This window comes from Halobacteriovorax sp. DPLXC-1 (genome assembly GCF_036903125.1).
GTDB classification, from domain to species: domain Bacteria; phylum Bdellovibrionota; class Bacteriovoracia; order Bacteriovoracales; family Bacteriovoracaceae; genus Halobacteriovorax_A; species Halobacteriovorax_A vibrionivorans.
The window spans coordinates 345,322-364,271 of record NZ_JAYMCO010000001.1 but is presented as its reverse complement, the minus strand read 5'-3'; the positions used below and the strand labels follow the sequence as shown (position 1 = coordinate 364,271).

At 36.7% G+C, this 18,950-nt stretch carries 20 protein-coding genes and 5 tRNA genes; 5 read left to right on the top strand and 20 right to left on the bottom strand.

Annotated features, from left to right (window positions below; translation table 11 throughout):
• Positions 1-4 precede the first annotated feature (4 nt).
• The 10 genes from secE to lpxC all read right to left on the bottom strand — a co-directional run bounded on the left by secE (position 5) and on the right by lpxC (position 6,233).
• Positions 5-391: a preprotein translocase subunit SecE gene (gene secE / locus VCM44_RS01855; RefSeq protein WP_114705889.1), complete on the bottom strand. Its 387-nt coding sequence runs from the start codon at positions 389-391 to the stop codon at positions 5-7.
• A gap of 132 nt (positions 392-523) precedes the next feature.
• Positions 524-600: transfer RNA gene (locus VCM44_RS01850), tRNA-Trp, on the bottom strand.
• Between the two features lie 169 nt (positions 601-769).
• Positions 770-1,960: an elongation factor Tu gene (gene tuf, locus VCM44_RS01845; protein ID WP_120405577.1), complete on the bottom strand. Its 1,191-nt coding sequence runs from the start codon at positions 1,958-1,960 to the stop codon at positions 770-772.
• Positions 1,961-2,194: 234 nt separating this feature from the next.
• Positions 2,195-2,269: transfer RNA gene (locus VCM44_RS01840), tRNA-Thr, on the bottom strand.
• Between the two features lie 80 nt (positions 2,270-2,349).
• Positions 2,350-2,425 (bottom strand) — tRNA-Gly (locus VCM44_RS01835).
• 56 nt (positions 2,426-2,481) lie between these two features.
• Positions 2,482-2,567, bottom strand: a tRNA-Tyr gene (locus tag VCM44_RS01830).
• Positions 2,568-2,583: 16 nt separating this feature from the next.
• Positions 2,584-2,660: transfer RNA gene (locus VCM44_RS01825), tRNA-Thr, on the bottom strand.
• Positions 2,661-2,730: 70 nt separating this feature from the next.
• Positions 2,731-3,486 (bottom strand): TrmH family RNA methyltransferase, encoded by a 756-nt coding sequence (locus VCM44_RS01820; RefSeq protein ID WP_114705890.1) that lies wholly within the window; start codon positions 3,484-3,486, stop codon positions 2,731-2,733.
• Positions 3,486-5,204 carry a proline--tRNA ligase gene (locus VCM44_RS01815; protein ID WP_120405580.1) on the bottom strand — a complete coding sequence of 573 codons (1,719 nt, stop codon included), beginning with the start codon at positions 5,202-5,204 and terminating at the stop codon, positions 3,486-3,488. The genes VCM44_RS01820 and VCM44_RS01815 overlap by 1 nt, the downstream gene beginning before the upstream one ends.
• 111 nt (positions 5,205-5,315) lie before the next feature.
• Positions 5,316-6,233: a UDP-3-O-acyl-N-acetylglucosamine deacetylase gene (gene lpxC, locus VCM44_RS01810; RefSeq protein WP_114705892.1), complete on the bottom strand. Its 918-nt coding sequence runs from the start codon at positions 6,231-6,233 to the stop codon at positions 5,316-5,318.
• Between the two features lie 226 nt (positions 6,234-6,459).
• On the opposite strand from lpxC, the gene VCM44_RS01805 reads away from it, so the two are divergent.
• Positions 6,460-6,882: a hotdog fold thioesterase gene (locus VCM44_RS01805; RefSeq protein ID WP_334677873.1), complete on the top strand. Its 423-nt coding sequence runs from the start codon at positions 6,460-6,462 to the stop codon at positions 6,880-6,882.
• Position 6,883: 1 nt separating this feature from the next.
• On the opposite strand, the gene VCM44_RS01800 is transcribed toward VCM44_RS01805, so the two are convergent.
• Genes VCM44_RS01800 through VCM44_RS01775 form a run of 6 tightly spaced genes read right to left on the bottom strand, consistent with a single transcriptional unit; the run spans position 6,884 to position 11,238 of the window.
• A complete protein-coding gene (locus VCM44_RS01800; protein ID WP_114705895.1) occupies positions 6,884-8,107 on the bottom strand; it encodes an amidohydrolase family protein in 1,224 nt (407 codons plus the stop codon).
• Positions 8,108-8,854, bottom strand: coding sequence for a hypothetical protein (locus tag VCM44_RS01795; protein WP_114705896.1), 747 nt, complete (start codon positions 8,852-8,854; stop codon positions 8,108-8,110). It lies immediately after the preceding gene.
• The gene (ruvB, locus tag VCM44_RS01790) at positions 8,844-9,836 is read right to left on the bottom strand and encodes a Holliday junction branch migration DNA helicase RuvB (protein ID WP_114705897.1); all 993 of its coding nucleotides are present in this window, start codon (positions 9,834-9,836) and stop codon (positions 8,844-8,846) included. Before ruvB ends, VCM44_RS01795 begins: the two co-directional genes overlap by 11 nt.
• The gene (gene ruvA, locus VCM44_RS01785) at positions 9,837-10,490 is read right to left on the bottom strand and encodes a Holliday junction branch migration protein RuvA (RefSeq protein ID WP_114705898.1); all 654 of its coding nucleotides are present in this window, start codon (positions 10,488-10,490) and stop codon (positions 9,837-9,839) included. It abuts the gene before it with no gap.
• Positions 10,491-10,495: 5 nt separating this feature from the next.
• Positions 10,496-11,035, bottom strand: a complete 540-nt coding sequence (gene ruvC, locus VCM44_RS01780; RefSeq protein WP_114705899.1) for a crossover junction endodeoxyribonuclease RuvC — start codon at positions 11,033-11,035, stop codon at positions 10,496-10,498.
• A gap of 29 nt (positions 11,036-11,064) precedes the next feature.
• Complete coding sequence (locus VCM44_RS01775) at positions 11,065-11,238, bottom strand: hypothetical protein (protein WP_158536777.1); 174 nt, start codon at positions 11,236-11,238, stop codon at positions 11,065-11,067.
• A gap of 64 nt (positions 11,239-11,302) precedes the next feature.
• On the opposite strand from VCM44_RS01775, the gene VCM44_RS01770 reads away from it, so the two are divergent.
• The 4 genes from VCM44_RS01770 to VCM44_RS01755 all read left to right on the top strand — a co-directional run bounded on the left by VCM44_RS01770 (position 11,303) and on the right by VCM44_RS01755 (position 14,115).
• Positions 11,303-12,166 carry a bifunctional 5,10-methylenetetrahydrofolate dehydrogenase/5,10-methenyltetrahydrofolate cyclohydrolase gene (locus VCM44_RS01770; protein ID WP_334677872.1) on the top strand — a complete coding sequence of 288 codons (864 nt, stop codon included), beginning with the start codon at positions 11,303-11,305 and terminating at the stop codon, positions 12,164-12,166.
• A gap of 15 nt (positions 12,167-12,181) precedes the next feature.
• On the top strand, positions 12,182-13,252 hold the full coding sequence (gcvT, locus tag VCM44_RS01765; protein ID WP_334677871.1) for a glycine cleavage system aminomethyltransferase GcvT: 1,071 nt from the start codon (positions 12,182-12,184) through the stop codon (positions 13,250-13,252).
• Entirely contained in the window at positions 13,252-13,632 is a 381-nt protein-coding gene (gene gcvH, locus VCM44_RS01760; RefSeq protein ID WP_120405586.1) for a glycine cleavage system protein GcvH, read from the top strand. The genes gcvT and gcvH overlap by 1 nt, the downstream gene beginning before the upstream one ends.
• Before the next feature lie 186 nt (positions 13,633-13,818).
• Positions 13,819-14,115, top strand: a complete 297-nt coding sequence (locus tag VCM44_RS01755; RefSeq protein WP_114705903.1) for a hypothetical protein — start codon at positions 13,819-13,821, stop codon at positions 14,113-14,115.
• Here the strand turns inward: VCM44_RS01755 and VCM44_RS01750 are convergent.
• The 4 genes from VCM44_RS01750 to xseB all read right to left on the bottom strand — a co-directional run bounded on the left by VCM44_RS01750 (position 14,112) and on the right by xseB (position 18,808).
• Entirely contained in the window at positions 14,112-14,999 is an 888-nt protein-coding gene (locus tag VCM44_RS01750; RefSeq protein WP_120405587.1) for a TonB family protein, read from the bottom strand. The two genes, VCM44_RS01755 and VCM44_RS01750, sit on opposite strands and share 4 nt — an antisense overlap.
• A gap of 83 nt (positions 15,000-15,082) precedes the next feature.
• Positions 15,083-17,830 (bottom strand): penicillin-binding protein 1A, encoded by a 2,748-nt coding sequence (locus tag VCM44_RS01745; RefSeq protein ID WP_334677870.1) that lies wholly within the window; start codon positions 17,828-17,830, stop codon positions 15,083-15,085.
• Positions 17,827-18,606: a hypothetical protein gene (locus tag VCM44_RS01740; RefSeq protein ID WP_334677869.1), complete on the bottom strand. Its 780-nt coding sequence runs from the start codon at positions 18,604-18,606 to the stop codon at positions 17,827-17,829. The genes VCM44_RS01745 and VCM44_RS01740 overlap by 4 nt, the downstream gene beginning before the upstream one ends.
• On the bottom strand, positions 18,599-18,808 hold the full coding sequence (gene xseB, locus VCM44_RS01735; RefSeq protein WP_162929716.1) for an exodeoxyribonuclease VII small subunit: 210 nt from the start codon (positions 18,806-18,808) through the stop codon (positions 18,599-18,601). The genes VCM44_RS01740 and xseB overlap by 8 nt, the downstream gene beginning before the upstream one ends.
• Positions 18,809-18,950: the final 142 nt, after the last annotated feature.

The window sequence follows — 18,950 nt, the reverse complement described above, 5'->3', positions numbered from 1 at the left end:
TAGGCTACAGAATTAAACTTAGTAATTGTCTGAATGAGTAATCAATCAGAACAAAGATACCGCTAACAATACTCAAAGCAATTACTAGTCCAACAGTTGTCTTTAAAACATCATCCTTATTAGGCCAAACTACCTTAACTAGTTCGCCATAAACATCTTCAAGTAATGTCGATGCAGACTTGTTTTTTACGATTGACATAAAAACAATCAGACCTACAACAATTCCAACAACTTGTACCGTGATTGGAAAGTTAGGAACCTTTGCTTCTAGATCAAACCATTCTCCTAATTGCTCGAAGAATCTAATCGTAATAAATCCACAAATTGCACTTACAGCAGCAACGAAAGCGTTAATCCACTTTTTGCTGTCTTCACTCTTAATGAGAGACATTTCAAATCCTTTTTTACCTAAATTAAACGTACAAGTACCAGATTATATCCCTTAATTAACATGCTTTGGCAAGTCTAAACAATAAAATGGGATAATTTTCCAAGTATTAATAAATAATATTTAAAAGAAATGTGGCGGGCGCATAAGGATTCGAACCTTAAACCTACTGATTTGGAATCAGCCGCTCTACCAATTGGAGCTATACACCCGTAGTGATATTGGATTGATAAGTTACCCAAAAAGGCCTTCCTCGTCAATCTCTTATTCTTAGAAAAAAACCAAAATTTAAAAACTTACATGCATATTATAGGATGCAATCCCTACTCAATAAAAAAGGGGACCAAGTGGTCCCCCTCTATATCTTCAATAGAAAATCTATTAGTCTAGAATTTCAGATACTGTACCAGCACCAATTGTTCTACCACCTTCACGGATCGCGAACTTAAGACCTTTTTCCATCGCAATTGGAGTAATTAAATCTACTGCGAATGAAGTGTTGTCTCCTGGCATTACCATCTCAACTCCGTCTGCAAGTGTAATATCACCTGTTACGTCTGTTGTTCTGAAGTAAAATTGTGGTCTATAACCTTTGAAGATTGGAGTGTGACGTCCACCTTCATCTTTTGAAAGGATATATACTTCACAGTTGAACTTCGCGTGTGGAGTTACTGATCCTGGCTTAACTAGACACTGACCACGTAGTACTTCTTCACGCTTAACACCACGTAGAAGTAGACCAACGTTATCACCTGCACGACCTTCGTCAAGAAGCTTTCTGAACATCTCAACACCAGTTACAGTTGTCTTAGTTGTTTCTTTAATACCAACGATCTCGATCTCTTCGTTTACCTTGATTACACCTCTTTCAACACGTCCTGTACAAACTGTACCACGTCCTGAGATTGAGAATACATCTTCTACTGGCATTAGGAAGTCAAGATCTGTTGCTCTAGCTGGAGTTGGAATATACTCATCAACTTGTGCCATAAGCTCTAGTACTTTATCTTTACCAATTGCATCGTCTCTCATTTCAAGAGCTGCTAGTGCCGAACCAGCTACGATAGGAATATCGTCACCTGGGAAGTCGTAAGAAGATAGAAGCTCTCTTACTTCCATTTCTACTAGCTCAAGTAGTTCTTCATCATCTACTTGGTCTACTTTATTTAAGAATACTACGATCGCTGGTACACCTACCTGACGTGCAAGAAGGATGTGCTCTCTTGTTTGTGGCATTGGCCCATCAGCCGCTGAACAAACTAAGATTGCTCCGTCCATTTGTGCTGCACCTGTAATCATGTTCTTTACATAGTCAGCGTGACCTGGACAGTCTACGTGTGCGTAGTGTCTTGTTGCTGTTTCATACTCAATGTGTGAAGTATTGATTGTAATACCTCTAGCTTTTTCTTCTGGTGCCGAATCGATTTCGTCGAATTTTCTTACGTCACCACCAAGTGCGTTCGCTAGTGTAATTGAAATTGCCGCTGTAAGAGTTGTCTTACCGTGGTCAACGTGCCCGATCGTACCAATGTTTACGTGGGGCTTACTTCTGTCAAAAGATTCTTTTGCCATGACTTAAGTCTCCTTAAAAAAGTTAAACAAAACCCTATTAGTTTGTCTTTATAAGCTATTTTTGAGTTGTAAGTATCGGATAAATTCAGAATAGATTCAACATAAAAAAAATGCCATCACTATAAAAACCGTACTTACAAATTTTATTTTCTCAAATTGATAACATAAAATTCTTGGATTGCCAGTAAAATCTATACTTAACAGCACAAAAAACGACAATTTAACTTAATTTAATGGAGCTCACGACGGGATTTGAACCCGTGACCTCTTCCTTACCAAGGAAGTACTCTACCCCTGAGCCACGCGAGCATCACAAGATGTGTACAGAGATTTTAATTGAAAACTTAGAAAAAAGGCAAAAAAAAAGCTCCCAAGAGGGAGCTTTTTAATGGAGCGGGCGACAAGGTTCGAACTTGCGACATTCAGCTTGGAAGGCTGACACTCTACCAACTGAGTTACGCCCGCATAAGATTTATCTTTTATAGCCTTTTAAAAATTATCTGTAAAGATATTTTTTAAAATGGTGGCGAGAGATGGATTCGAACCATCGAAGGGATACCCCGACAGATTTACAGTCTGTTGCCTTTGGCCACTCGGCAACCTCGCCACAATCGTAGTAAAAATGGAGCTGGCAATAGGACTCGAACCTACGACCTGCGGTTTACAAAACCGCTGCTCTAGCCAACTGAGCTATGCCAGCCCAAATTTCCTGCGATGGAAATAAGTTATAAAAGAGAACAAAAAATTTGGCAAGTTTTTTTTAAATAATTTTAAGAAAAAACTTTCTCCATCGCTATCGCCGCAGCAACAGAAACATTCAAGGACTCAATCTTTCCTATTGGTTCTAAACGAATTTTTTTCTCTAATAATCGTACAGAAGCGTGTGATAGACCTCTATCTTCCGCTCCTAGCACTAAACATTTGATTCCTGCTATTTCACCAATTTCATTATCATCTGTATGTTCTGTAAGTCCTACAGGTGTCACTCCTCGTTTTATTAGAGCAGATAAGAATTTTGGTAGTGAATTACATTTTACAATTTCAATATACTCAAGTGCACCAGAAGCAATTCTGGCCATTGAAGGTCCAATATTAAAATTATTTTTAACAGCAAAAACAATATGTGAAACATTATAAAATGCAGCTGTACGCATAATTGCTCCAGCATTATGTACATCAGTTACACCATCAAGGCATAATATTTTAACTTCTTCACCAGCATCTATTGCATCAAAAAGAGGTTTCGTTTCTGAAATACTCTTAGCGGAACTTACAAGAAGTACACCAGAAGGAACTCTTGAGTATTGGAAGTCTTCTTTAGCGTAGAGCTCTTTAGCAAGCTCTTGAACCTTATGTGAAGAAACAAGTTTTATATTTAAACCATCTAATTCATGCTTTTTGAGCCCTCCCATTTTATTGAGTTTTTCTAGCCCTTCTTCGCATGCGATAAGTTCTACTGTTGTTCTTTTAGGATTGCGAATTGCATGTACAATTGAATGAACACCAACAATTAAATCTTGTTCCATTACAGTTCCTTTAGTAACTCATTCACTTTAGATATTAAGTCTTCTTGAGACACTTTTATTTTTTCGCCAGAGCGACGTATACGAATCTCAAGCATGCCATCTTCTTTATGATCTCTTTCACCAAGTACAACCTGGAGAGGTAAACCAAGTAGATCTGCATCCTTAAACTTAAATCCTGGTCCTGCCTTGCGGTCGTCATAGACAACTTCAAGACCACTGTTGATTAGTGTTTTATATAGTTCGTTTGCTTTTTCTTTGTATTCTTCGGATTTTACAATCGCTACAAATGAAACATTATAAGGTGCTATAGCGGCCGGCCAAATGATTCCATTCTCATCGTGGTTTTGCTCAATTGCAGCAGCAACTAAACGAGTTACACCTATTCCATAGCATCCCATAAGTGGTGCCATGGCCTTACCATTTTGATCTAAGATGGTAGCATCCATTCCCTTTGTATACTTATCTCCAAGTTGGAAGATATGACCAACTTCAATCCCGCGCTTTAATTCAACTTGATGCTTTCCATCAACAGTATAATCACCAGAGCATGCCAACCTTAGATCTGCTGTTTTAATTTGTTTAATAACTTCTTTTGGAACAAAGTTTTCTAAGTGCATATCAAGTTTATTAGCACCAACAACATATGCAGCATCTAGATCAACCTGAGTATCAAATACAATATCAAGGTTTGAGATTTCAACAGGACCAATAAATCCCTTAATAAGGCCAAGGGCCTTAAGTTCAGTGTCTGTAGCAGTTGTCACTTCATAGCCAGGATATACTTTTTCAAGTTTCAGCTCATTGAGCTCATCATCACCTAATAAAAGAACAAGAATAAACTTTTCTTCTTCATCATTTCTAGCTTTATAGACAAGTGATTTTAAAGAATGAAACTCATTCTTTTTTAAGAATTCACAAACTTCTTTAATTGTTGCTTTTCCAGGTGTCGACACTTCGGCCATACTTCCTGTTTTAGCAGCACTTTCAACTTTTCGTATTGTTTTAGCAGTTTCAATATTTGCGGCGTAATTTGCTTCATTTGAATAGATAATTGCATCTTCACCTGAATCAGCAATAACTTGAAATTCATGTGTTTTTGCATCACCATCGGCCATTGCACCACCATCTGCTACAACGGCAGAGAATTCTAGTCCAAGACGATTAAAAACATTTTCATAAGCTTCATACATTCTGTCATATACTTCATCTAAACATTCTTTTGTTGCATGAAAAGTATATGCATCCTTCATTATAAATTCACGGCCACGCATTAGCCCAAAACGAGGTCTGATTTCATCACGAAATTTTGTATTAATTTGATAAAGAGATAGAGGTAAATCTTTATATGACTTTATTGTTTTTCTAAAGACATCTGTGATGGCCTCTTCATTTGTTGGAGAAATACAAAGATCGCGATCAGCCTTATCTTTGAACTTAAGCATTTCACCGCCCATCTTTTCCCAACGTCCAGTTTCCTGCCAAAGTTCACCTGGAGTAACTACAGACATGAGCATTTCATAGCATCCGGCCTTATCCATTTCCTCACGAACAATTTGTTCAACCTTGCGAATCGAACGATATCCCATCGGTAGATAATTATATAATCCAGCAGCTGACTTATGAATCAAACCTGCCCTCATCATTAATTGGTGTGAAGCGATCGTTGCATCAGCTGGTACTTCTTTGTAAGTTTGCCAAAATCCCTTTGATAGAATCATGTAAATCTCTCTTTTTATTAATACGAAAAAACGTAAGATAATGAAAATTCAATATCATTGTACACGTGGTTGATCACGCTTTAAATGCTAAAATATTTTTATATAGACTGATTAGAATGACGGCGCAAGGGCCATGGGTAGATCAAATGCCTGTACTGCTTCTTTCTCTAAAGTAGTAGCTGAAACGATTTCGTAGGCATCTGGTGTTTCTAAAAGCTTACGACAAAGCACGTTGTGAACGTGGTGACCTGACATATAAGTAGTTATTTTTCCGGCAATTTCATAACCTAAAAGACTAATATCACCGATTGTATCAAGAATTTTATGTCTCACAAATTCATCGTTAAAACGAAGCCCATCAGGATTCATTACTTTGAAGTCATCAAGAACAACTGCATTATCGAGAGAGCCACCCTTAATTAAACCTTTTCTCTTAAGCATATCGACATCTCTTAAGAATCCAAAAGTACGTGCTCTTCCAATTTCATTTATATAATTTTCACAAGTAAACTCAAATTCTTTACGCTGTGTCTTAATAATAGGATGTTTAAAGACAATAGTTGAGTCAATTATTAGCTTTTCACAAGGCTCTATTCTTGCCCATTTTTCGCCAACTTTAACTTCCACTGGCTTTGTAACTACTAGAAATTTCTTCGTTTTATGTAATTGTTGGATACCTGTCTCTTTAATGACATATAAGAAAGAGGCACCTGATCCATCCATTGTAGGAACTTCTGGCCCGTCAATTTCGATAAAACAATTATTAATACCAAAACCGTAGAGAACAGAAAGTAAGTGCTCAACTGTGTGAACAGCGCCCGCACCAGAACCAATAGCAGTATTATTCTCAGTGGCCCCAACTGTCGTAGCAGTCGCCTTTAGGATCTCTGAGTCCTTAATATCTGTTCTTTTAAATGAAATACCAGAGTCTGCTTGAGCTGGATGCAGAGTCATAGAAACCTTCTCACCAGAATGGATTCCAATTCCCGTAATCGTAACTGTCTTAGCAATAGTTCGTTGGTTTAACATTTAAATTCACCTAATATTAAGTACTTCATTCCATTTTAAACTTTGCAGCAATATATAGCAAGTATCGTCAAATACCAGCAAAATATTACCAAATCTACCATGTTAAAGCTTTTTGTAACAAAAATTAACCAAGCCTTCCACTCTTTTAATAATAACCCTAAAATAAATGCATATGATAAAACAATATTAGCTTATCTAAATATAACACGTTCAAAAGGTTTTATTTATGAATATATGGAATGAAGAATTCGAATTATCTGACGTAAACAAGTTCAACAAAGGCTGTTGTGTCGAGCATCTCGATATTAGAGTGACAGACTTTGGTGATGATTATCTCGTGGCAACAATGCCAGTCGATGAGAGAACAAGGCAACCATATGGCGTCCTTCACGGAGGGGCAAGCTGTGTTTTAGCAGAATCTGTTGGCTCTATTGCTTCTAATTTAGTACTGGATTCTTCTAAGTACTATGCTGCAGGACTTGAGATAAACGCCAATCACGTTAGGCCAGTTCAAAGTGGGCTCGTTACGGCCAAGGCCAAAGTTGTCCATCTGGGAAAATCAACTCATATCTGGGACATCCGCATTACAGACGAGAAAGACAAATTAGTATGTATCTCTCGTCTGACAATGGCAGTTATTAAAAAATAGCTTATTTTTTTAAAAGACGTGTAGGCATTTCAAACGCTTCATCTGTGAGTTTTTCTCCAGTTTTGGGATGCCTTACTGTTCTTAATGCCACAAAGTGGAATAAGAGAGGATTGATTGAATAGATCTCGTTAAGAATATCTCTTTCCTCTTCTGTAATAAATCCTTTTTCAACCAGATCAGTAGTTCGATAGATCCAATTGATTGCAGGTAGTGGATAATCAGAACCATACATTACACGTGAATGAAATTGCTTATTCTCAATCATTTCAATTAAAGGCTGGCTTAGTCTTTCGTAGATAATTAATGCCGATAAGTCAGTGAATAAGTTCTTTTCATATTTCTTTTCTTTGAAAAGACGCCAAAATAGATCTGAACATTCTGCTTGTACTCCACCGTTATCCAGATCGGCACACTTACCTCTTGAGGCTGCATGAGAGATAATTACATCGATTCCCATATCAAGTGCAGGACGAAGACGAAGAGGATTACCAAGCTCTTGAAACTTATCTCCTTCAACGGCCTTTTCTTCACCTGCATGAGAGATCAGTGTCATGTCATATTTTTTCATCATCTTATAAAAAGGAAGAACTTTTTTATTTGATGGATCAATCCCCATGGCATTTGGAAGCCATTTTACAAATCGAACACCTTGAGCGGCCCATTTTTCAAGCTCCTCAAGTGCATCCTGACGATATGGATGAATCGAAGCAACCATTTTAAAATTGACAGGATTTTCTTTTACAACTTTAGCGATATATTCATTTGGAACATAAAACTCTGAGTGTTCTAAATCTATCGTGCCATCTAATTTATAGTGATAATCAAAAGCTAAAGCGTATGCTGGAATGAAATGAGGCTGATATCTCATCAATTCAGTTAAGCGTGCAATATATTGCTCATCGGCTTGTGATTCATCATCAACACCAGATGCCGTCATATAAACATTAAATCGATTATACTTAGACAGGTGATTAAACCAATCTTTCATATGTGGGTTAACCCAAATACCACTGCCACTATTTCCAAGGCCAACAATGTGTAAGTGTGTATCTCTTAATTTTTTTAAGTCTATTCCATCATATGACTTTTCGATGAATTCTCTTACGTGTTTAGGAAGCTTTTCATATTCACTTGGTTCATAATCAAAATCTCCACCAAGCTTCCCATAGAGCAATGAACATGATGTCATTAATAGTGCGAGTGCAAGTAATAAAATTTTCTTCATTTAAAATAACCTTAAACCTTTCTTATAATCATATTTCAATTGTAGTAGCATACTGAAGTGATTGCGGTTAAATCGATCACGATTCCCACCAAGAACCACATCATAAGTCCACTTTTCTTTTTTAAATTGATTTAAAAAACCAACAAATGTTTTATCCTGTTTTGTTTTTTCAGACCAAGTACGAAAATGAATAATTCCAAATGTGTACTTATCACTATATTGATATGCGATGATATTTCTCATGATGTTTACAATATCATCTGATTGGATCTCAAGTGTATGAAGGGCATTTGCTACCTCACCCTTAAAGTCGTAATCAAAGTAATCTCGTTGATAATCATTAATCATGACGAATTTCTTATAACCGAGAACACTATCAACTCTTAAATAAGAACGAGTTCCATCAGAGTCACAAACCTGAACATCACAATCAAAAGTATCTAACTCTTTTGAAGAGCGATAAACTTGTTCTGATCCTGCTACGAAACCAAGAATTGAAATTGGAAAGAATTCAATCTTTCCACCAATCGTATTAATGGTTCCACTTGTCGTAAAATAAGCGGCCTCGCGAAGAAAGCCATAGATTTGATCATTATGGCGCCAAAGCTCCTGGTTAGCTCCACCTTCAATACGAGCGGCAGCACCTAGAGCATAGGAGCGAAACCCAGCTCCAGCGTGGAGATCATATGTTGCTTGTGAATTTAGGGATAAAAAAACTAAAACTAAGATAAAAAACTTATTTTTCATTAATCAACTCTTTTGCAATTTGTGAGATCTCGCGACCTCTTGGCGTACGTATTAAAAATCCTTCCTTAAGTAAGAAAGGCTCATAGACATCTTCAATTGTGGAACGATCTTCTGCAAGAGTCGCACAAAGAGCTTCAATACCAACTGGCCCGCCACCATAGTATTCTTGAATCACTTTTAAAATTCTTCGATCCATACGATCAAGTCCACGTTCATCAATTTCCATCATTTCAAGAGACTTCTTTACGTCATTGATATTTACATGTGATGAATCACGAACAATAGCAAAGTCTCTTACTCTTCTAAGAATTCGATTGGCAATTCGCGGAGTTCCCCTTGAGCACCTTGCCATTAAAAGCTCAGCATCTTCATCTATTCCCAAGCTTAATTTCTTTGCATTATTAGAGATAATTTTAGCTAACTCTTCAGGTTGATAAAAATCAAAATGAAAGTGGGCCATAAAACGATCTCGAAGAGGATTTGATAATAAGCCTGAACGAGTTGTTGCCCCAATTAAAGTAAAGGGAGCAATATCAATTTGCATTGTTCGTGCCGCAGCTCCATCTCCAATTACAATATCAAGTCGATAGTCTTCCATCGCTGAGTAAAGTATTTCTTCGACTGAGATATGCATGCGATGTATTTCATCAATAAAGAGAACGTCTCTTGCTTCTAAGTTAGTTAAGATAGCGGCAAGATCACCTTTCTTCTCAATGGCCGGTCCAGAGATAACGTGCAGATGACTTCCAAGTGCATTTGCAATAATCATGGCCAATGATGTTTTCCCAAGACCAGGAGGTCCCGATAAAAGAGCATGGTCCATAGACTGATTTCTCTTTACAGCAGAATTCACCATGACATCGATATTTTGAACAATCTTTTTTTGACCAATATATTCAGTAAAGTCTTTAGGCCTTAGAAGAACTTCTTTCTTTGTTTCCTCTTCACCTAGTTCAGGATCGAAAATTCGTTCATCAGACATTTAGACCTCTTTTAAAACGAGGTGAACTAATTGTTCAGCTCTAGTAATTTGATTCTCATCTAAGATTCTCTTAGCAAGAGGCATAACCTTATCTTCAGTAAAACCAAGTTCCTTACATGCCATTATGGCATCATTCATTAAAGCTGAATCATATGATGGTGTTGCATGAATTGTTTCTTCAATTATTTCGAGATTAAGAGTTGGCTGTATTACTGTATCTGGTACAGATGTAGCTGTTGCTGAAGCCTTAGAATACATTTTTATTTTTTGGGCTTTTCCACTTAAATCAAGAATGATTTGTGAAGCTGCCTTGGCACCAATCCCAGGAGCCTTTTGAAGTGTCTTCTTATTTTCAAAAAGAATTGCATCAATTATATTATCAACGCCAATACTCGTTACAAGAGCAAAGGCCCCTTTTGGACCAACACCTTTAACACTTAAGAGCATTTCAAATGCTTTCTTTTCACGAAGTGAACGAAACCCAAAAAGTTCCTCACTCGCCTCTTTAACAATATGTGAAATAAAAATTGCAGCAATTGAACCTTCCGGTAGAACGTGCTGAAAATAAATTTGGTGTCCGACACCTGAAGGTGAAAATAATATCAACTCGTTTCCGTCACTGAAAACGACTTCTCCTTGCAATAGTCCAATCATAAAACCTACTTAGAAAATACTTCTTTTAATGTACGCGCTTTTGTACGTGTTGATTTTCCCTTTATTTTTGCTCTTTGTCCACGATTCAACGCGTGACATAAGGCTATAGCAAGGGCATCTGACTCATCATGTGACTTAAATGTAATCTTGCCAAAAATCATCGATAAGGCCTTATCAACACCTTCTTTAGTTGCATGGCCATGACCAGTGACAGTAGATTTTATTAAGTTTGGTGAATATTCTGTGATTTTCCCCTGATACTTCTCAGACAGACCTGCGATAAGTGCTCCACGAGCTTGGGCCAATTTTGATAAAGCAGGGACGCTCTTTACATAGATAAGAGATTCAATTGAGATTTCATCAGGCTTGTGAAGTGAAACAATATCTTTAATTGACATCGAAATAGTAGCGAGACGATCGAGAAATTCCGGTATCTTATCAAATTTTAAGACACCCGAGTCAATGTATTTAAATTTTCGCCCCTCAACTTCAATCACGGCCCAACCAGTGGTACGAGATCCTGGGTCAATTCCAAGAATATACATAACTCTTAGTATAAACGAAAAATTCGAATTTACGAGCGATCTACGCCTTTTATCATATGACCGATATAAAATACTGCTGAGCCACCAATGAATTGATAAAGTTCGAGCATTTCATAATCACCTTTTTGCAATCCAGCAAAAAGACAGAGACCGACTGAGGCAAAACCTATTAATTGTAGTGCTAATCCTAACCAAAAAAACATAAATCAATGAATACGATGTAATTCTGAAATTGCCAATACTTAGTGTTAAAGATAATATAGATCGATGCAAAAAGAAGCTAAATTACTATATGCTCAGCCAGTTATTGAAAAACAGGTTGAAGTCCTCAAAGATGAGTGTAAATCCTTAAAGTCTAAGGATATAACTCCTTGTCTAAAGGTAATCCTTGTTGGCAATAATCCAGGAAGCGTTATTTACACAAATAGTAAGAAAAAATTTGCAGAAAAAATTGGAGCTAGTTGTGAGATCATCAACCTCGATGAATCCACTGGAGAAGAAGAGTTTTTAAAAGTCGTAAACGAATTCAATAATGATGATTTGGTTCACGGTATTCTTATTCAACTCCCACTACCAAAAAGCTTGTCGCAAATTGATACCACAGATCTTGTTGTTCCCCATAAAGATGTCGATGGTTTTCATTATGAAAATGTCGCTAAACTTTATCGTGGTCAACTTGGTGAAACATCCATGATTCCATGTACTCCAAAAGGAATTGTGACCATGGCCAAGTATTATGGAATTGATTTTGCAGGTAAGAGTGTTGTTATTGTTGGAAGAAGTCTTATCGTAGGAAAGCCTCTTTCTCTTCTGCTATCCAATTTAAATGCAACAGTAACTTTAGCTCACTCAAAAACACAAAACCTAAAAGATTTAACTAAAACCGCAGATATAATCGTCACAGCAATCGGTTCACCAAAACTATTCACAAAAGAATATTTTAGAGATGATAATTCTCAGATAATTTTTGATGTTGGAATCAATCGCAGTGAAGATGGAAAATTATGTGGAGATTGTGACTTTGCTAATATCAAAGATCAAGTTGCAGCAATAACACCTGTTCCAAAAGGTGTAGGGCCAATGACAATCTTTAGTGTTTCACAAAACCTCATTAGCGCGGCCAAAAAATAAAATACAAGGACATTTATGAAACAAACATCCCTAACACAGGCCCATCGCGACCTAAAAGCAAAAATGGCAGACTTCGCTGGTTATGAAATGCCTATTCAATATGCAGGAGTAAAGGCAGAAGTTGAAGCTGTCAGAAATAATATTGGTGTCTTTGATGTCTCACATATGGGTGAATTCTTTGTTGAGGGTAAAGACGCTATCGCATTTGTTGATTATATCTTAACTAATGATTTTGCTGGTGCGCAAACAGGTAAAGCTGTGTACTCACCTCTTTGCCGCGAAGACGGAACTGTAGTCGATGATCTTATTGCTTATAAATTGGCCGATGAAAAGATTATGATTTGTGTTAATGCTGCAAATATCGAAAAGGACTGGAGTTGGATTTCCTCAAAAACCGATGGCTTTGATATTTCATTAACAAATAAATCGGATGATTATTCCCTATTAGCGATACAAGGACCAAAGACTGAAGAGGTACTTGCTTCACTAGGTTTTGAGTCCGTTACGAATGCACAATACTACTCAGCTTACGAAAGTGAATGGAGTGGTTGCGACGTTATTATGGCACGAACTGGATATACAGGAGAAGATGGTTTTGAAATTTTTGGAGGCCATGAAACAATTAAGAAATTATGGGCACAGCTTTTAAATGCTGATGTAACTCCATGTGGACTTGCATCTCGTGATGTGCTTAGACTAGAGGTATGTTATCCACTTTACGGCCATGAACTGAATGATGAGTTGACACCACTTGATGCAGCACTCAAATGGACTGTTAAACTTAAAAAAGAAAAGTTTATTGGAAAAGAAGCATTAGATGGATTAACTTCAAAGTATCGTCTAGTGAAGTTATCAATTGATAAAGGTATACCTAGAGAAGGTTATCCTATTTTAAATGAGCAAGATGAAGTTATTGGAAAAGTTACAAGTGGAACAATGTCAGTAACAAACTCCCAAGGTATCTGTCTTGGACTCGTACAAAGAGAACGTTTTCCAGAAAATAAAAAATTTAAAATACAAATTAGAAAGAATATTATAGATACTAATTACCATACAAAACCATTTGTTAGCGGAGGACATAAATAATGAACAACATTCCAACAGAACTAAAATATACTAAAGAACATGAGTGGGTAAAAGCAGAAGGTGATATCGTAACTGTTGGTATTACAGACTTCGCACAAAACTCTCTTGGTGATATTGTTTTCGTTGAACTTCCAGAAGTAGGACAAGAGTTTTCAAAAGATGATACTTTTGGTGTAGTTGAATCAATCAAGTCAGCAAGTGATCTTTATCTTCCAGTATCAGGTGTTGTAACAGAAGTTAATGAAGAGCTTCCTGATACACCAGATAGTCTTAACTCTGATCCATATGATTCATGGATGGTTAAAGTAAAAATGACAAATCAAGATGAGTTAAGTGACCTTTTAAGCAACGAAGATTACGAATCTCTGTGTCAAGAATAATTATTAGAAAATAACTTTTTCTATCATATCAAGGCCCTCTTATAGAGGGCTTTTTTGTATTTCAAACACTTACAAATTCAACATAAAAAATATTTCCATTACCACAATTTTTTCCTTTACGAATGAATGCTAAGGCCTCATACTCCCAATTCTCACTGATATCGAATAAATTGAGACGGGTATTAAATGCACAATAATCAAGAATCTATTCAGCTAATCAACACAGCAATCATTAAGGGTAAAGAAAGAAAGATCGATACTACTTATGAGGATAGATTAAGTCAGGCTTGCAACTCTTCAGCAATCGCAGCGATTTCAAATGCAATTGAACAATTAGCAGAAACTGATCGTATCTCTTACGATCAAGCAGCTATTAAAATTGTGGAAACTATCAAAGAGCTTGATCAAGTTTGGACTGACTATGTTCTTATGGAAGGTATCAACAATATCAAGAAAATGCTTAAAGGAAATACAAAGCACTAGTTCTTTGTAACGGCAAATCCCCAGTCAATATTTGCGAAACCATTTTTCACCATTCCAGCTGGTGGATTTGGAAAAGGTCCTGCTTTATTAAAGGATTCAACCGCTGCATCATCTAGGTCTTTTACTCCAGACGAGCCTTGAACAATAACATTAACAATGTGACCTTTTTCATTTAAAACAACGCGCACATTTGTTAGAAATTTACTTCCTGCTGGGCCTCTGCGGTTTTGACGATAGATGGCCTCCATCTTCTCTCTTAAAGTGCTGCCCCAGTGCTGCTCTAATTGTTGCTTTATTCGAAAGTAGAAACCGTAATACTTATACTCTGTTGTATTTAGCTTAGTGATATCCCCTAATTTAATATCTTCTAAATGGTCATTTGAGCTAGCAATCCCGCGACTATTCTCTGCGCCTGTTTTTGTCCCTTTAACTAGGTTTTGATCTTTTTCTAAAGAGGTATTTTGCGATACTGCAAAGTCTTGAAAACTAATACGTCCTGTTTTTGACTTCGTTAACTTTCTCTTATTTTGCTTCTTTGCTTTCTTCCCTTGAGCCTTTTGGTCAACTTTAGCATTACCAAGGCCCCCAAGATTAAAAGAATCCACAACTTTTGCCTTCGTCTCTCGGTCAACTTTATTATTAGTTTCACTAAGAAACTTGGCCTTATCAGCGAGTTCCTGATTGGCCTTTGCTGTAGTGACAATCTGTCGGGCCTTATTATTTAACTTAAGACGAATGCGTTGAGGCTCTTTCTTATCGAGCTTAGGCAGAGAGAGCATACTCAGAGAAGTCATTTTGGAAGGCATCATCACAAGATGCACAAGTAGCGATGCAGCGATCGCTAGATAGATATAAGTTCTGTGTTTTTTATGAACTAATTCCAAAAAAGGCTCCGAGAAGATGCGCTTTATGCGCTCTTACTATGTCTTCTCGGATAAAATAGCGGAATATTTACGACAAATTTTAATTAATTGTTAAAGAAATCGTCATCTTCTAGGATCGCTCCAGATTCCTGACTATTTTCCTCTTTTTTAAAGTAGTTATTCTTTGAATTTGAACCTGGCTCTGTTCCCTCAACAAAACTTTCCAAAAACTTAGGCCCTGATCCAGTTGCAAGCTCACCAGTTTTCTTATCAATAGAAACATTTACGATTCCAGGAGGCATTTGGAAATCACGCTCACCATAGATTTGAATTGAGCGCTTCATGTATTCATTCCAAATAGGAAGAGAAGCTTTTGTTCCCGTCTCTGGCCAACCCATAGATCGATTGTCATCCATCCCTGTCCAAACACCAGTTACAATATTTTGAGAGAAACCAAGAAACCATGCATCCACATAACTACTTGTGGTTCCAGTCTTACCACCTATGAATTGACTTGTACTAAGAGCTCGTCGTCCAGTTCCGTAATGCACGACACCCTTTAAGAGATTCGTCATAATGTAAGCCAGACGTGGGTCATAGACTTGTTCTTCATTTAAATTTAATAGATATGGATTAACAGCTTCTTTTTCAAATTCATTATGCTCTTTTCCATTTTCATTTTTTTCACGAACATTTTCTGGACGATTTTCATCCTTTGACTCTCTTGCTAACTTTTCAAGCTCAAGCTTTGATTGAGTCGCAAAATCATCTTGAAAGAAGTACTCCTTACCATTTCGATCTGTAATTGAAATAATCGACTTTGGTAGAACCTTCTTTCCACCATTTGGAAAGATTGAATATGCTCGAATCATTTCAAGTAGTGTTACTCCAAATGATCCTAAAGATATTGAAAGATCATTTGGCATATCAGCATGAAAATCAATACGATCTAAGAAGTTAAAGATTTTATCCATCCCTAAATCAAGGGCCAACTTAATTGTTGGTATATTACGACTATGTTCAAGAGCTTCCCTTAGGGTCATAGGCCCTTTAAACTTACCATCATAATTTCTCGGCTTCCAATTTAACTCTTGATTAGCACCACCAAGGGCCTCCGGTGTGTCGAGAATGATTGTATTAGGAAGGTAACCATTTTCTAAAGCGGCTGCAAAGAGAAGAGGCTTAAATGCAGAACCTGGCTGACGCTTTGATTGTAATGCACGATTAAACTCACTCTTGTCAAAGTCTACACCTCCGACCATTGAAACAACTTCACCAGTGAATGGATTTAAACTCATCAGTGCTGCTTGAACATCAGGCTCCTGTTCTAGAGCACACATCAAATAATTTTGATCCTTTAGGTGCTTATAATCCTTCATGCGTCTAAAATCATCACGATATGTTTTATAAATTGTATTCTCTAGTTTAGTACTAAAGTCAGTGATGCGAACTTGGATAACGTCACCCTTTTTAAGGATCGTATTTGGATTTTTAACATATCCCCAATATTTAACATTATCAGTAATCGCTCTTTCGTGCGCCCAACGATAGTGATGATAAGGTATTACGCCAGTTATCCCACCGACAGAAATAATTATATTTCTCATACGGCTATCAAGACGAAGAACGACAGCTTTATAAAGCTTGTCTTTTTCTAAGTATTTAAGAAGTTGGTCTTCACTATTATAACCAGTGTAAAAACGTGAAGAATATAGTTTAGACATCTGTTCCTGAGTAAACTCTTTAAGAACCTCTAACTCATCTTCTTGCATTTGAATTTCATATTCTCTTTCATTATCTTCAGTCAGAGTAAAGTAATTAGACTTATCTTTATAAAGGTCCTTTCTAAACTTTTCGATATATTCATCTAGCTTTTCAAGATCGATATGACCAACAGGACCTTTATATCCTTGTCTCTTATCAATTTCTTTCGCCCCTTCTAAAATACTCTCTTCGGCAGTTTTTTGAAGTTCGTAATTAAGAGTCGTTTGAACAGTAAACCCATTAGTTAAGAAGTTTTCCTCGCCAACGATATCAATTGCTTGACGACGTACCCAATCAGTAAAATAGCCAGCTAAAAAAGGACTATTCTTACGTAGTTGATATTTAATCTTTTCTTGTAATGCTTCTTGATATTCTTCTTTTGTAATTTTCTTATTAGCAAACATTCTACCTAGAACATAGGCTTGTCTTGTTTTTGCATGTTGAGGATTTCGATAAGGAGAATACTTTCCAGGAGCAACTAAAAGTCCAGCAATAAGAGCGGACTCTGCGACTGTGGCCTCACTTAATTCCTTATTAAAGTAACCTTCAAAAGCAGATTTAATTCCATAATATCCTCCACCTAGATACACTTGATTAAGATATAAATAGAGAATCTCTTTCTTATTAAAACGTTTCTCAATTTTTTGTGCCAAAAGAAAGTCTTTTATCTTACGAGTTATTGATCTTTCTGAAGTTAGAAGAAGAGATTTTGCGACCTGCTGAGTAATCGTTGAACCACCTTGAACAACACGTCCAGCCTTGATATTGGCAACAAATGCACGAAGAACACCGACATAATCAACACCTTCGTGTTCGTAGAAGTTTGAGTCCTCTGCTGATAAAAAAGCATCAACAACTCTTGGCGGGATATCATCAAACTCAACTAACTCTCGGTTTTGTTTCCCTATATTATAAAGTATCACACCATCCTTAGATAATATCTTTGATTTAATTGGTGGATTATAATCTGCAAGGCTACTGATTTTTGGCAGTGTAAATGAAAAGTACACTAAGACAGAAAAGCAAGCGAGTCCTCCAATCAAAACTAGAAAGGACATTAAGACGACTAATCGTTTAAAATATTTCATAAATTCTCTTTTATTATTTCACACTTCTTAACTAAGCTGTAATTTTGCTTTGGCATATTGATTTGAACCATTTTACCATTTATATGATTTTTAGAAACCGATAACTTTTTATCATATGAGAAGAAAAAAACTTTATTTGCAATTAAAGGTGAACCCTTTGTTACATCGACTTTATAAGCACCGTTCATAATTAATTTATTCAATTTAATATTATTTCTTATATTGCTATCGATATCACCTTTAGTATCAAAGGAAATTGTTTTATCTTTCGGCTTTGCAAGATAGAGGGCCACCGTTGAGCGCTTAATCGCTTTCTTAGAAAGAGAAAGCTCTTCGAGCATATCATCAATATCCTCTTTATCTTTAAGTCTGAAGAATTTCCACTTAACAAGTTCAGGCTTCTTAGTCTGGGAAAAGAGGGCGGCCACAACAGCAGACTTCCCTAGGCCAGCTACAAAATTAATTTTCACGTCACTCTTTAGTAAACAAGAAACGTAGTCCATCACATCGGTATTATAAGATGAATTTGGACCGATAATAATTCCAGCAGTCTGAATTCTTTCAACCTCTTCAACAACGCTTTCACTTGCAACTTGTCCTGGGCCATATTCCGTATAAGATGACTTCTCATCTACATCTGGAACAACCTGCTGATCATCGGTATCAACGGAGATGGTAACAACTCTATCCTCACTAGTTGCGCGCTCCTTTGTTTGGCATGTATTACTTAATAAAAGTAAGACGAGAAATGTTAAGATGAAATTTATCTTATTCAATCTCTTTTTCTTCCAGCTTATCAGTGAGTTCTAGAACTTTTTTCTCAACTTTTTCAAGGTAGCCTTTACTATCAGTATATAGTTTCACTCCCTCTTCAAAGTTCTTTAAGCTATCGTCTAAAGTTAACTCACCAGACTCAAGCCCATGAACTAGTTCCTCTAATCTTTGTAGGTTTTTTTCAATATCAATCTTCTTGGCCATGTTTCACCGTGTCATTTTTTCAACATTAATAGATCTTCAATGACATAATATTCCCATACTTTACGTATTCTTTAAATAAAAATGCGTAATAATGGACACTTACATCATGGGTCAATTTTACCTATGTAGGTAATTTGGCACC